Genomic DNA, 12,956 nt, shown 5'->3' on the forward strand with positions numbered 1-12,956 from the left:
TCGGCCTCCGTGTCAGTGCAGGGTACGCGGGATGGCCAGCACGAAAGGTGCGACCGGCGCGGCAAATTCGGTGCCGTCGTCGGCGACCATGTCGTAGTGGCCCTGCATGGTCCCGTGATCGGTCCCCAGCATGACACCGGACGTGTAATGGAAGTCTTCACCGGGACGCAGGCGCGGCTGCTCGCCGATCACCCCGTCGCCGTCGACATGCTCGACGCGGCCGTTGGCATCGGTGATGCGCCAGTGGCGTGCGACCAGGCGCGCGGCAACACGTCCCTGGTTGTGGATGCGGATCGTGTAGGCGAACGCATAGCGCCCGTCTTCCGGCGCGGATTGATCGTCGAGGAAGCGCGGTGCGACTTCGACGGAGATGGCATAAACGTCAGCGTCTTCCATACCGGCAGTGTAATCAGGAGGCATTGGCCAAGGCGATGAATTCGGCCACGTCCAGCTGTTCGGCGCGGGCATCGGGACGCACGCCGGCGGCAACGAACTGTTCGGCGGACACCACGTTGTTCAGGGCGTTGCGCAGGGTCTTGCGGCGCTGCCCGAAGGCGGCCTTGACCACCTCGGCGAAACGCTTGTGGTCGTTGATGTTGATCGTGGCCGGGTCACGCGGCACCAGCCGCACCACGGCCGAATCGACCTTCGGCGGCGGCCGGAACGCGCCCGGCGGCACCACGAACAGCGAGGTCACCTGGCAGTAGGCCTGCAGCATCACGCTGAGCCGGCCGTACACCTTGCTGCCGGGGCCGGCGGCCATGCGGTCGACCACTTCCTTCTGCAGCATGAAGTGCATGTCGCGGATCATCGCGGCATGTTCCAGTGCATGGAACAGGATCGGCGAGGAGATGTTGTAGGGCAGGTTGCCGACCAGGCGGATCGGCTGGCCGGCAGCCAGTTCGGTGAAGTCCACGCGCAGCACGTCGCGGTGGACGATGGTCAGCTCGCCCAGCGGCTCGGCGGCGGCGGTCAGCGGCGCGATCAGGTCGCGGTCGAACTCGATCACCGTCAGTTTCGGATGCACGCGCAGCAGCGGCAGGGTGATCGCGCCCTGGCCGGGACCGATCTCGACCAGGCGGTCACCGTCTTTCGGGTTGACCGCCATCACGATCTTGTCGATGTAGTGGCGGTCGGCCAGGAAATGCTGGCCAAGCTGCTTCTTGGCCGGGGCGGTGAACACCGGGCCGGAGGGGGAATGCGGGGAATTCATGCGCTCAGTGTACGTTGCCGCGCAAGCTGCGCACACAACGTCGTGGCCGCCTGCAGGCTGGAAGGATCGGCAATGCCGCGCCCGGCCAGATCCAGTGCCGTGCCATGGTCCACCGCCACGCGCGGGTAGGGCAGGCCCAGGGTCAGGTTCACCGCCTGCTCGAAGCCCGAATACTTCAGCACCGGCAGGCCCTGGTCGTGGTACATCGCCAGCACGGTGTCGAAGCCCGCCAGCTTGGCCGGCAGGAAGGCGGTATCGGCCGGCAGCGGCCCGATCAGGTCCATGCCCTCGGCGCGCAGGCGCTGCAGCAGCGGAATGATCAGGTCCAGCTCCTCACGACCCAGATGGCCGTCTTCGCCGGCGTGCGGATTCAGGCCGAGCACGGCGATGCGCGGCGCAGGCAGGCCGAACTCGCGGCGCAGGGCGGCATGCACGGTGCGCAGGGTGTGTTCCAGGCGGGGCGCGGTGATCGCGTCGGCCACCTCGCGCAGTGGCAGGTGGGTAGTGGCCAGGGCCACGCGGACGATGTGGTTGGCCAGCATCATCACCACCTTCACCCCGGCCTGGTCGGCCAGCAGTTCGGTGGTCCCACTGTAGGCGATGCCGCCTTCGTTGATGACCGCCTTGTGCACCGGGCCGGTGACCACGCCGTGCAGTTCGCCGGACAGGCAGGCCTGGCCAGCACCGAGCAGGGCAGCGATGACGGCACCGGCATTGGCCGGGTTGGCCTGGCCGAAGTGGCTGGGCACGGTATTGGCCACAACGCGCACACGCAGATCACCGGGGACGCGTGCTTCGGCGTCCTCGGGCAGCAGCTGCAGCGGCAGGTTCAGCGCGGCGGCGGCCGCGCGCAGGGTATCCGGGTCGGCGAAGGCCAGCAGCCGGCAATCTTCACGCGGCTGCTGGACGAGGCGGACACACAGCTCCGGGCCGATCCCGGCGGGCTCGCCCGGTACCAGAGCGAGCTCGGGACGCATCGGTCAGGACTGCGGCGGCGTGGCGGTGTTTTCCGCGCGGTCGCCGCTGCGGAAGCTGACGTAGGCTTCGCCACGTAGTTCCTGCAGGAAGCGGTTGTACTCGTCTTCCAGCTTGCGGCGGCCGATGGTCTCGCGGACCTGGGCGCGCTGGTTGTCGTTGGTTACGTCGGTCTGGCGGGTAGCCACGCGCTGCACGATGTGCCAACCGGCATCGGTGCGGAACGGCTGGCTGACGCCGCCGTCCTGGATGCCGGCTACCTGCTGGCCGAACGCCGGACCGAACGCGTCGACCGGGAACCAGCCCAGATCGCCGCCCTGGCCCTTGCTGTTGTTGTCCTCGGAGGATTCCTTGGCCACGGTCTCGAAATCCGCGCCGCCGGCGATGCGGGCGCGCAGGGTATCGATCTTGGCCTTGGCGGCAGCGTCGGTCTGGTGATCGTCCACGCGCACCAGGATGTGGCGGCCGTGGTATTCGGTGACCGTGTGCGCGCCACCGCTGGCGGCGCTGGCATCACGCACTTCCACCAGCTTCAGCAGCTGGAAGCCGCTGGGGCCGCGGATCGGGCCGACCACTTCGCCGGGTTTCATCTTTTCCATCAGCTGGGCAAAGGCCTGCGGGATTTCATCCAGGCTGCGCCAGCCCAGATCGCCGCCTTCCAGCGCGTTCGGGCTGTCCGAATAACGCACGGCGGCCGCGTTGAAGTCCAGCTCACCCTTGTCCAGCAGGGCCTTCACGCCCTCGGCCTTCTTCTGGCCGGTGGCGATCTGGTCGGCGTTGGAGCCGTCGGGCAGGGCGATCAGGATGTGCGCCAGGTGGTACTGGTTGCCCACCGTGGCCTGCTGCTTCAGCGCGGCGTCCACTTCACCCTCGCTGACGCTGATGCGGCTCTGCGCGAAGCTCTGGCGCAGGCGCTGCACGGTGATTTCATCGCGCACCGAAGCACGGAAATCGTTGAAATCGATGCCGTCGTGGGCCAGGCGCTGGCGCAGTGCATCCAGGTCCGAGCCGTTCTGCTGGGCGATGGCATTCATCGCCTGGTTCAGCTCCTGGTCGCTGACGCGGATGCCGCTGCCCTGGGCGCGGGCCACCTGCAGCTTGACCAGCACCAGGCGCTCGAGCACCTGGCGGCTGAGCACGTCTTCCGGCGGCAGCTGGTTTTCACGGCCGGCGTACTGCGCCTTGATGTTGGCGATCGCACGCTGGAGCTCGCTCTGCAGGATCACGTCCTCGTCGACGACGGCGGCGATGCGGTCCAACGGCTGCGCCTCCTGCGCGAGCACCTGCAGGGGGGCGGACACGCTGGACACCGCCAGCAGGGAGGCGAGAAGAACGGGGAAGCGCTTGGTCATGGGATCTGATTCGGATCGTAGTCATCCCGGGTCGCCCCGGTGTTGCTGGGCGGCACGAGATAGAGGTCGTCGCGGTTGTAGCCGAGGATAGCACGGCGCAGCGTACGGTCCGTGTCCTGGCCGATGGAGCTGAGGCCCTTGAGCACGAACTCCAGCTGGAAGGAGTTGTTCATGTCGCCTTCGCGGTTGCGCACGTAGCGGCGGGCCACCGCACGGACCGCCAGGCAGCAGCTGTCCCACTGCACGCCGGCGATGATCTCCAGCGGTTCCTTGTCCTGCAGCGAGTAGTAATACCGGCCCACCAGGCTCCAGCGCGCATTCAGCGGGTACAGGAACGACAGGTCGGCCTGCTCCAGCAGGGTCCGGTCATGCTTGTTGGCGGTCGCCGGGGCGCCGGCGTTGATGCGGTAGCGGTAGCTGAGGTTGATCACGCCATCGTTGGGCATCAGATAGCGGGCGCGGACGCTGGCCAGATCCTCGCGCTTGTACTTCGGGTCCCACTGGTAGGTGGCGCCCAGGGTCCAGCGGTCGTTGATCATGTAGTTGCCGTCGGCGATCCAGGCCGACTTGCCCTTCTCCACCGGTGCGCCGCCCGGCGTGGTGCTGACCCGCGATTCGTCGAAGTACTGGATCTGGCCGATCGCGGCCGAGAAGCGTTCCTTGCCGGTGGTCTGGTCGATGAAGCGGGTGCCCAGTGCCAGGGTCAGCTGGTTGGCATCGTTCTGGCGGTCGGCGCCGGTATAGCGCGAGTCGCGGAACAGCTGGCCCCAGCTGAAGGTGAAGTCACGGGTGTCGAAGATCGGCAGCTCGTCCTGGTTGCGATAGGGCGTGCGCAGGTAGAACAGGCGCGGCTCCAGGGTCTGCAGGAATGACTTGCCACCGATCGACGTCTCGCGATCGAAGAACAGGCCGGCATCAAGGCTGCCGATCGGCAGGCTGCGGCTGGGCGAGGTATTGCCGCGCAGCTGTTCCGGGGTGGCCGTGGCCGGGTCGATGCCCTGCGAGCGCAGGATCTGGGCCTGGATGCCGTTGACGCCGTCGACCAGGCCGCGGTCCAGCTGGTAGGCCGTATAGCGGTAGGCCAGGGTCGGGGTGATGTACCAGGCCGCGCCACTGATCGGGAACGACACGTACGGCTTCACGTCCAGGCGCGAGCCACCGCTGATGCCAATACCGGATGTCTGCTGGATGCCGTTCCGCGTGTACTGCAGATCCGTGCCCCGGTCCGGTCCGTACTTGAAGTTGACGTCGTCGTGGGTGAAGCGCACCGCTTCGGTGTAGATGCCGGTTTCCAGCCACGGCAGCACCGGCTTGTTCCAGTTCAAGAACAGGCGTGGCTCGCGGTTGTAGGGCAGGGCGCGCTCGTCGAGGGTGTAGTCGGTCAGCTGCCAGCGGTCGGCCATGATGCCGGCCGTCCAGTTCTGGCCGGTGCCGTACAGGCCGATGGTGCTCTGCAGGTTGGAGGCGGTCACGCCCACCAGGCGGTTGGCGAAGTCCTCGACATAGCGCTCGTCGCTCACCCAGGCCAGGTTGGCGCGGGCCTGCCAGTGGCTGTTCACGTTGTGGTAGCCGTCGAACATCACCCGGCCGCGGTCGCGGTCGCGCAGCTTGTCGCTGGGCATGTAGCTGGTCAGCACCTCGCCACGGCCGCCGTTGTAGAGGTAGCGGAACTCGTTGTCGAGCAGCAGGCCGCGCCGGCTCATGTAGCGCGGGGTCAGGGTGTCATCGTAGTTCGGCGCCAGATTGAAGTAGATCGGCTGCGCGTAGTCGAAACCGTTGCGGCCGGACATGCCCAGCTGCGGGAACAGCAGGCCGGTCTTGCGGCGGTCATCGATCGGGAACTTGAAGTAGGGCGCCCACAGCACCGGCACCTTGCCGATGCGCAGCACCGCGTTGCGGGCCGTGCCGAAGCCTTCGTCGTTGTCCACTTCGATCTGCGGCGCCGACAGCTTCCATACCGGCTGCGACGGGTCGCAGGTGGTGTAGGTGGAGCGGTGCATCTGGCCGACCGCGCCCTGCAGGTCGACCGACTCGGCATCGCCGTTGCCCCGGCGCGACACCAGCTGGTACTTGATGTCGGAGATCTTGTGGGTGTCGCTTTCCTGGTTGCCTTCGGCGCGCTTGGCGACCATCCGGATCGACCCGTCCTGGTAGCGGACATTGCCGTCGGCGATGTAGTTGCCGGTCTCGGTGTCGAAGCTGAGCTTGTCGGTACCGACGAATTGGTCACCGCGGCGCAGCGCCACGTTGCCCTCGTACTGCGGCACGGTGGTGGTGCCCAGCAGCTGGTCGCCTTCGATGTCGGTCGGCTGGTTCTCGCGGGCGGCCGCGGCGGCAGCCTTGTCCTGGGCCGGGACCGGGGTGGGGGCGTCTGTGAACGCGGGAATGACGTCGGTGGCCGGGCACAGGCCCCAGTTGAGCGGCTTATCATCGGCCATCGCCGGCAGGCTGATGGCGATGCTCAGAGGCAGGGGAAGCAGGCGGAGGGCTCGGCGCACGCGGTTCGGATTCGGGCGAAAACGGACGGTAGCTTGCCCCATCCCTTGCATAGGGGCAATGAAGGGCGCCGGAGCCTGCCGGTTCGGGTTCATCCGGCGGAGGCACCCGCAGAGGGGGTGATCAGGGCCTGGACATGGGCCACGCTGCACTCGGCCAGGGCCTGCAGGTCGTAGCCTCCCTCCAGCATCGAGACCACCCGGCCGGCCGCGTGACGGCGTGCCAGCGCGTGCAGTTCACGGGTGATCCAGGCGAAATCGTCGGTCTCCAGCATCAGGTCCGCCTGCGGATCACGCAGGTGGGCGTCGAAGCCGGCCGAGATCAGCAGCAGCTGCGGGCGGAAGTCGTCGATGGCCGGCAGCATCTCGTCGGCCCAGACGTTGCGGAAGCGGAAGCCGCCGCTGCCCGGCGGCAGCAGGATGTTCATCAGGTTGCCGGCACCGCGGTCGCGGCGCAGGCCGGAATTGGGAAACAGCCCAGCCTGGTGGGTGCTGTAGTACGAGACCCGGGCATCGTGCTGGAAGATGTCCTGGGTGCCATTGCCGTGGTGCACGTCGAAATCGACCACCGCGATCCGCTCCAGGCCATGGCGGTCGCGGGCATAGGCGGCGGCGATGGCGATGTTGTTCAACAGGCAGAAGCCCATCGCCGTGCTGCTGGTGGCGTGGTGGCCCGGCGGGCGCACCGCGCAGAAGGCCAGCGGGTCCTCGCCCAGCATCACCGCATCGACTGCGGCCACACCGGCACCGGCGGCGTGCACGGCGGCGCTGGCCGAGCCGGGCGAGGTCCAGGTGTCCATGTCCAGCTGGCGCAACGGCGCGGTCTGCGGCTGCAGCACGAAGTCGAGCAGGGCGCTGTCGTGGACCCGGGTCAGTTCGCCGAACTTGGCCGGCGGCGCTTCGCGCCAGTCCAGCTGGCCGGGGAAGGCCGCGTGCAGCGCGTCCAGCACATGCTGCAGGCGTTGCGGGCATTCGGGATGGCCGGGACCGGGGTCATGCAGCAGGCAGGACGGGTGGGTATAGACCAGCATCGTGCCGACTCAGCGCTGGCGCTGCTGCGGTTGCCACAGCGCTTCGCCCTCGCCATCGGCGCGGGCCAGCACCCGGGCCAGCACGAACAGCAGGTCCGACAGCCGGTTGAGGTACTGCAGCGCCTCGCTGCGCACGGCTTCGTGGCGGGCCAGGGTGACCGTTTCGCGCTCGGCGCGGCGGACGATGGTGCGGGCCAGATGGCAGCGCGCGGCGGCTTCGCCGCCGGCTGGCAGGATGAATTCCTTCAGCATCGGCAGGTCGGCGTTGTAATGGTCCAGCTGCTGTTCCAGCGCCGAAACGTCGGCGGCATGGATCGCAGCGTGGCCGGGGATGCACAGTTCGGCGCCCAGGTCGAACAGCTGGTGCTGCAGATGCACCACCAGCGCGCGCACATCCTCGGGCAGGGGAGCAGCCAGCAGCAGGCCGAGCGCGGCGTTGGCCTCGTCGACGGTGCCGAAGGACGCCACGCGGGCGTCATCCTTGGCCACGCGCTGGCCGTCGCCAAGGCCGGTACTGCCGTCGTCGCCGGTGCGGGTGTAGATGCGCGAGAGGCGATGACCCATGGCGCGGCTCAGTGGCGGATGTCGCGGCGGGCCTGCTGGAGCTTCAACACCTGCTCCACGGCCAGCTGCAGGGCGGCGGCCAGCGCTACATAGATCGCCGTGGTGCGCAGGTAGGGCCCGAACCACTGCGCGTAGTTCTGCGCCCAGCCGGCCAGGGTCGGCTCGGCCACGTTGCGGCTGGACCAGTAGAAGCCGCCCTGTGCCAGCAGGTGGCAGACCGCCACCGAGGCGACCAGCAGCAGTGCGCCCTTGGCCAGTACCGGCCAGCGCGCGCTCTGGTAGTTGCGGCCCAGCAGCATGCCGCCGGCCCACAAAGAGAAGTAGGCCGGCAGCAGCAGCCAGTAGCCCGGCGACACGCAGTAGTGCTGCCAGAAATCCAGTCCGCTGCTGCGGATCACGATCCAGTCGACCAGCACGGCGAACACCATCAGCAGCGGGAACGCCCAGCGCGTCCAGCGGGCCAGGTAGAAGCCACCGATGAAGAACACGGCCCAGGAGGCATCCGGAATGGCCGCGAAGTGGTTGACCCGGGTCGCCGCCAGCAGCAGTACGAGTACGGACAGGACGAAGGCGCGGTTGGCGGTATCGGACATGGCGGGGGCCCGGAGCGGATTCAGGTTTCATTCTAGCCCGCCGCGCAGGTTGGCGCAGGTGCCGCCCGTTCGGCGTACAGTCGGGACGAGCGCGTATCATGAACACATGAGTGAACGACATGACGTGCTGATCGTCGGTGGTGGCCTGGTCGGTGCCAGCCTGGCCATTGCCCTGGACCGCCTGGGCCGCGACGTGGGCCTGCTCGAGGCCAGCCCGGCCGGCGAGCTGCCTGCGGTGTTCGACCAGCGCAATCTCAGTTTCGCCGCTGCCACCGTCAATGCGCTGACCGCGCTGGGGGTGATGCAGAAGCTGGCGATGGCACCGGGCCCGATCCGGCGCATCCATGTCAGTCGTGCCGGCGATTTCGGCCGTGTGCAGCTCGAAGCGGCCGATTACGACCGGCCGTGGTTCGGCCAGGTGGTGGTCGCGCGCGATTTCGGCCAGGCGCTGGAAGCGCGGCTTCAGGAGCTGCCGCGCCTGCGCCGTTACCGGCCGATGCGGTTCCTGGGACTGGGCGAGGTGGTGGACGGCTACCGCCAGGTGCGGGTGGCTGACGAGGCGGGTGAACGCGTGCTGCTGGCACGTCTGGTGGTGGGGGCCGATGGCACCACCAGCGGCGTGCGTGGCGCGCTGGGCATCGAGGTCGACCGCCATGATTTCCAGCAGACCCTGTTCGTGGCCCGCGTGCGCAGCCAGCGCGCGCCGGACGGCACGGCCTGGGAGCGGTTCACCGATACCGGCCCGACTGCCCTGCTGCCGCGTGGCGATCGTCACTTCGGCACTGTGCATGGCGTAGCGCGCGACCACGCCGATGCGGTGATGGCGCTGGACGATGCGGCGTGGCTGCAACGCCTGCAGAACGCGATCGGCTGGCGTGCCGGCCGCCTGCTCGAATCCGGTCCACGCAGTGCTTATCCGCTCATCCAGGTACTGGCGCGCGCGCTGGCCAGTGAACGCACGGTACTGCTGGGCAATGCCGCGCAGACCATTCATCCGCTGGGTGCACAGGGCTTCAACCTGGGCCTGCGCGATGCGCTGACCCTGGCCGAGCTGCTGGAGGATGCGCATGAGGATGCCGGCAGTGATGCACTGCTGCAGGCCTACGTCGCGCGCCGCGAGGAAGACCGCCGGCAGACGGTGGCGTTCTCCGGCGGGCTGGCACGCCTGACCAGCAACCCGGCGCCGCTGATGCGGCCGCTGCGCAGCCTCGGCCTGGTGGCCGCGCAACGCGCCTCTGTGCAGTCGATGCTGGTCGGTGGCGCGATGGGCTTCCGTGGCGACGTGCCGCGCCTGTGCCGTGGAGAAGCCGCATGAGCCGGCGCACGCGTCTTGATGTGGCCATCGTCGGTGGTGGCGTGGTCGGTGCCGCGTGTGCGCTGGCGCTGGCCGATGCCGGCCTGTCGGTTGCGCTGGTGGAAGGCCGTGAACCCGCGCCGTGGCAGGCCGCACAGCCTGACCTGCGCGTGTTCGCCTTTGCCGCCGACAACGTGCAGCTGTTGAACCGCCTGGGCGTGTGGCCGGCGATCGCGCAGGCCCGCGCCTGGCCCTACCGGCGCATGCAGGTGTGGGACGCGGCCGGTGGCGAGGATCTGCTGTTCGACGCTGATCGTTTCGGCCGGCGCGAACTGGGCTACATCGTCGAGAACGGCCTGCTGCAGGACCGCCTGTGGGCGGCGCTGCCGGCGGCGGGCGTGCAGCTGCACTGCCCGGCACGGGTGGAAGCACTGGAGCAGGACGAGGATGGCGTGCGCCTGCGCCTGGATGACGGTCGCCGCCTGGAAGCGGCGTTGGCGGTGGCCGCCGACGGTGCCGAATCGACCCTGCGCCAGCTGGCCGGGATCGAGGTTGAAAAGCATGACTACCACCAGCGTGGCGTGGTGGCCTACGTGGACAGCGATCTTCCCAACCAGGCCACGGCCTGGCAGCGTTTCCTGCCGAGCGGTCCACTGGCGCTGCTGCCGGTGGCCGAGCGCCGCAGCTCCATCGTCTGGACCCTGCCCGAGGATGAAGCGGCTCGCGTGCTGGCGTTGGACGAGGACAGCTTCAACCGCGAACTGACCCGCGCCTTCGCTGCACGCCTGGGCGAACTGCGTCTGGCCTCGCCGCGTGCGGCGTTCCCGCTGCGCCGCCAGCTGGCCCGTCACTATGTGGCCGGCCGCGTGCTGGCGCTGGGCGATGCCGCACATGTGGTGCATCCGCTGGCCGGGCAGGGCGTGAACCTGGGGCTGCGCGATGTCGCCGCCCTGCAGCAGTGGCTGGCGCCGTCCGCCGAGCGTCGGGGCCAGCCGCGGCTGTCGCCGCAGCGCCTGCAGCGCTGGGCGCGCGAACGGCGCAGCGACAACCACATCGCCGCCTACAGCTTCGATGCGATCAACCGCCTGTTCTCCAATGACGAAATGCACCTGACCCTGGCCCGCGGTCGTGCGCTGGGCTGTGTCGGCAAATGGCCGCCGCTGGTGCAGGCGTTCTGGAAGCGCGCCGCTGGGGTGTAAGCGGAATACATGCCGCACGACGCTTCCGGCATCAGTGAACAAAAAAGGGGACGGAGGGGATCAAGTCGTTTGTGCCACAAACGACTTGATCCCCTCCGTCCCTTTTTTCAGTCGACCAGCCAACCGGCCAGGTCTGCACGATCCAGCTTGCCGCGACGCTTCACGTCCAATGCATTGAACTCATCGGCCAGCGCCGGGTTGGCCTGTGCTTCCTCGCGGCTGATGAAACCATCGCCGTTCACATCCAGCGCGGCGAAGTGGATGCGGTACTGGCCGACCACGCTGCTCGGTTCCAGCGAACGCACGGTCACCTGTGCCTCGCCGGCTGGTCGTGCAATCTCGACGCTGCCGCTGACCCGGCCAGCATCCAGCGGTTGCTGGCGGATCGCGCCGCCGGTGGGGCCCAGCGGCTGGCTCTGCGCCGGGGTGTGCGGCAGGTGCTGGGCCATGGCCGGTGCGGCTGCCAGCAAAGTGATCAGCAGGGTGAGCGAGTGGTAGCGCATGGTTCCGTTCCCCGATAGCGCCGGGCCATGCCCGGCGGATGCAATGGGTTCAGCGCAGCGGCGAGGCCAGCACCGTGATTTCTTCCCGATCGTGATACAGCTGCTTGGCGCGCACCACCAGCGGCTTGCCGGCCTGGTCCTGGAACAGGTCCAGGCACAAGCGGGTTTCGTCCCAGCGCTTCTTCATCGGCAGCTTCAGATTGAAGATCGCGTGCCGGCACCAGCCTTCGCGGAACCAGGTGGCCATGCGCTCGGCCACGCGCCGCGGCTGCTCGACCATGTCGCAGACCATCCAGTCCAGCGGCTGCTCCGGATGCCAATGGAAGCCATCGGCGCGCAGGTGCTCGACCAGGCCGGTGTCCAGCACGTGCTGGCGCAGCGGACCGTTGTCGATGCTCAGTACGTGCATGTGCTGGCGGGTCAGCACCCAGGTCCAGCCGCCCGGTGCGGCGCCCAGGTCGGCTGCGCGCATGCCGGGCTTGGCCAGCGCTTCGCGCTCTTCCGGCGTCAGCAGGGTCAGCAGCGCTTCGTCCAGCTTCAGCGCCGAACGCGAAGGCGCTTCGGGCAGCAGCTTCAGGCGCGGGATGCCCAGTGCCCACGGCGCGCTGTCGGCCGGGTCGGCCACGCAGACGAAGGCGTGGGTACCGTCGACGAACACCACGTGCAGGCGCGGCAGGCGCGTATTGGGCTTGTCGGTCAGCTTGCCGGCCTTGCGCAGCGCCGGGCGCAGTGCATTGCCGAAGGCACGGGCCAACCCGGACAGCGGCTTGCCGGCGTCCGAATCGGGGTGCTCCACCCACAGGTCACCGAAGCGCGGCGCATCGGCCAGCACCTCCAGCATCGGGGTGATGCGATCGTTCGCGTCCAACTGCGGCAGCTCGGCCAGCACCACCAGCTTCTGCCGCGCGAAGATCAGCTCGCGCCAGCGCAGGCGCGGTGCCAGCGCAGCCGCCTCGTCGCACATGAACAGCACGTAGCCGTCATTGCGCTGGGTGCGCGCGTAGCCGGCGAAACCGGCTTCACCGGCGCGGAACTGCAGCTCGCCGGCCAGCTCGGGCTCGAAGCCCTGCCGGCACAGGCACAGCAGGCCGATGCCGGTTTCAGTAACGGGCGCCATCGCTTTCCCCATAGGCACGCAGCACGCTGCGCGCAGCGTCGCGGTTCAAGCCCTGCACGACTTCGATGCCGCGCTTGTTGAGTTCGCCCACCCAGTCGGCCGGCAGCGGGCCTTCGTCGAACGGGGTCAGTTCCTCGACGTCGGCCGAGTTGGCGCCGATCAGCAGGCGGTCGATGCCGGCCCATACGGTGGCGCCGTAGCACTGGCAGCACGGCTGCGAGCTGGTGGCCAGGGTGACAGGCGACAGCACCGCGTTCAGGCGCGGGGTCTGCAGGCGCTGCTGGGCCAGCATGTAGGCCATGTTCTCGGCATGCGCCAGCGAGGTCGCATGCGGCATCACCCGGTTCACGCCGGCGGCGATGACCTTGTCATCCGGGCCGAACACCACGGCACCGAACGGGCCGCCACTGGCGTGTTCGACGTTCAGCCGCGACAGCTCGATCGCCAGCGCGACCTTGGCCTCATCGCCCGGATATCGACGATCCAGGTCGATCTGGTCGTGGATCCAGGCGGGAAGGGTCAGGTGGACTTGCGCGTACAGCATCGCGGGGGGGCCTCGTGTGGGATGGAAGAAAGTGCGGTTGCTTGGGAAACCGGCGCGCAGTGTAGCTGCACCGGCC

At 68.6% G+C, this 12,956-nt stretch carries 12 protein-coding genes and 1 pseudogene; 2 read left to right on the forward strand and 11 right to left on the reverse strand.

The features are described 5' to 3' along the window. Positions 1-12: 12 nt before the first annotated feature. From apaG to AC5P8D_RS18345, 8 genes and pseudogenes are all read right to left on the reverse strand, one after another. Positions 13-396 (reverse strand): Co2+/Mg2+ efflux facilitator ApaG/CorD, encoded by a 384-nt coding sequence (gene apaG, locus AC5P8D_RS18310; RefSeq protein WP_005412297.1) that lies wholly within the window; start codon positions 394-396, stop codon positions 13-15. Positions 397-409: 13 nt separating this feature from the next. After that, positions 410-1,213 (reverse strand): 16S rRNA (adenine(1518)-N(6)/adenine(1519)-N(6))-dimethyltransferase RsmA, encoded by an 804-nt coding sequence (gene rsmA / locus AC5P8D_RS18315; RefSeq protein ID WP_043398085.1) that lies wholly within the window; start codon positions 1,211-1,213, stop codon positions 410-412. Beyond that, entirely contained in the window at positions 1,210-2,190 is a 981-nt protein-coding gene (pdxA, locus tag AC5P8D_RS18320; RefSeq protein ID WP_043398088.1) for a 4-hydroxythreonine-4-phosphate dehydrogenase PdxA, read from the reverse strand. Before pdxA ends, rsmA begins: the two co-directional genes overlap by 4 nt. An 18-nt stretch (positions 2,191-2,208) precedes the next feature. Beyond that, a pseudogene (locus AC5P8D_RS18325) lies at positions 2,209-3,540 on the reverse strand (peptidylprolyl isomerase); the annotation flags it as partial. Further along, entirely contained in the window at positions 3,537-6,038 is a 2,502-nt protein-coding gene (lptD, locus tag AC5P8D_RS18330) for an LPS-assembly protein LptD (protein WP_100050048.1), read from the reverse strand. The pseudogene AC5P8D_RS18325 and the gene lptD, both read right to left, overlap by 4 nt. Positions 6,039-6,127: 89 nt before the next feature. After that, positions 6,128-7,066 (reverse strand): histone deacetylase family protein, encoded by a 939-nt coding sequence (locus AC5P8D_RS18335; RefSeq protein ID WP_010481827.1) that lies wholly within the window; start codon positions 7,064-7,066, stop codon positions 6,128-6,130. 9 nt (positions 7,067-7,075) lie between these two features. Next, entirely contained in the window at positions 7,076-7,630 is a 555-nt protein-coding gene (locus tag AC5P8D_RS18340; protein ID WP_049411657.1) for a cob(I)yrinic acid a,c-diamide adenosyltransferase, read from the reverse strand. Between the two features lie 8 nt (positions 7,631-7,638). Then, the gene (locus AC5P8D_RS18345) at positions 7,639-8,223 is read right to left on the reverse strand and encodes a hypothetical protein (RefSeq protein WP_019338105.1); all 585 of its coding nucleotides are present in this window, start codon (positions 8,221-8,223) and stop codon (positions 7,639-7,641) included. 106 nt (positions 8,224-8,329) lie between these two features. Here AC5P8D_RS18345 and ubiH point away from each other — a divergent pair, with 106 nt between their 5' ends. Together ubiH and AC5P8D_RS18355 are read left to right on the forward strand one after the other, a co-directional pair. Next, positions 8,330-9,538, forward strand: coding sequence for a 2-octaprenyl-6-methoxyphenyl hydroxylase (ubiH, locus tag AC5P8D_RS18350; RefSeq protein WP_043398102.1), 1,209 nt, complete (start codon positions 8,330-8,332; stop codon positions 9,536-9,538). After that, on the forward strand, positions 9,535-10,716 hold the full coding sequence (locus AC5P8D_RS18355; protein ID WP_043398105.1) for a UbiH/UbiF family hydroxylase: 1,182 nt from the start codon (positions 9,535-9,537) through the stop codon (positions 10,714-10,716). Before ubiH ends, AC5P8D_RS18355 begins: the two co-directional genes overlap by 4 nt. Positions 10,717-10,823: 107 nt before the next feature. On the opposite strand, the gene AC5P8D_RS18360 is transcribed toward AC5P8D_RS18355, so the two are convergent. Genes AC5P8D_RS18360 through AC5P8D_RS18370 form a run of 3 tightly spaced genes read right to left on the reverse strand, consistent with a single transcriptional unit; the run spans position 10,824 to position 12,880 of the window. Further along, positions 10,824-11,219, reverse strand: a complete 396-nt coding sequence (locus AC5P8D_RS18360; protein WP_010481819.1) for an EF-hand domain-containing protein — start codon at positions 11,217-11,219, stop codon at positions 10,824-10,826. Between the two features lie 49 nt (positions 11,220-11,268). Beyond that, complete coding sequence (gene rlmM, locus AC5P8D_RS18365; RefSeq protein WP_010481817.1) at positions 11,269-12,336, reverse strand: 23S rRNA (cytidine(2498)-2'-O)-methyltransferase RlmM; 1,068 nt, start codon at positions 12,334-12,336, stop codon at positions 11,269-11,271. After that, the gene (locus AC5P8D_RS18370; protein ID WP_004154307.1) at positions 12,320-12,880 is read right to left on the reverse strand and encodes a nucleoside deaminase; all 561 of its coding nucleotides are present in this window, start codon (positions 12,878-12,880) and stop codon (positions 12,320-12,322) included. Before AC5P8D_RS18370 ends, rlmM begins: the two co-directional genes overlap by 17 nt. Positions 12,881-12,956 lie beyond the last annotated feature (76 nt).

Source organism: Stenotrophomonas sp. YJH_SMC_101-4, from assembly GCF_059370395.1.

Excerpts from the sequence above, each read along its gene's own strand:
- AC5P8D_RS18370 (WP_004154307.1), bottom strand. The coding sequence starts at position 12,880 with ATGCTGTACGCGCAAGTCCACCTGACCCTTCCCGCCTGGATCCACGAC.
- rlmM (WP_010481817.1), bottom strand. The coding sequence starts at position 12,336 with ATGGCGCCCGTTACTGAAACCGGCATCGGCCTGCTGTGCCTGTGCCGG.
- AC5P8D_RS18360 (WP_010481819.1), bottom strand. The coding sequence starts at position 11,219 with ATGCGCTACCACTCGCTCACCCTGCTGATCACTTTGCTGGCAGCCGCA.
- AC5P8D_RS18340 (WP_049411657.1), bottom strand. The coding sequence starts at position 7,630 with ATGGGTCATCGCCTCTCGCGCATCTACACCCGCACCGGCGACGACGGC.
- AC5P8D_RS18355 (WP_043398105.1), top strand. The coding sequence starts at position 9,535 with ATGAGCCGGCGCACGCGTCTTGATGTGGCCATCGTCGGTGGTGGCGTG.
- apaG (WP_005412297.1), bottom strand. The coding sequence starts at position 396 with ATGGAAGACGCTGACGTTTATGCCATCTCCGTCGAAGTCGCACCGCGC.
- ubiH (WP_043398102.1), top strand. The coding sequence starts at position 8,330 with ATGAGTGAACGACATGACGTGCTGATCGTCGGTGGTGGCCTGGTCGGT.
- AC5P8D_RS18335 (WP_010481827.1), bottom strand. The coding sequence starts at position 7,066 with ATGCTGGTCTATACCCACCCGTCCTGCCTGCTGCATGACCCCGGTCCC.
- AC5P8D_RS18345 (WP_019338105.1), bottom strand. The coding sequence starts at position 8,223 with ATGTCCGATACCGCCAACCGCGCCTTCGTCCTGTCCGTACTCGTACTG.
- pdxA (WP_043398088.1), bottom strand. The coding sequence starts at position 2,190 with ATGCGTCCCGAGCTCGCTCTGGTACCGGGCGAGCCCGCCGGGATCGGC.
- rsmA (WP_043398085.1), bottom strand. The coding sequence starts at position 1,213 with ATGAATTCCCCGCATTCCCCCTCCGGCCCGGTGTTCACCGCCCCGGCC.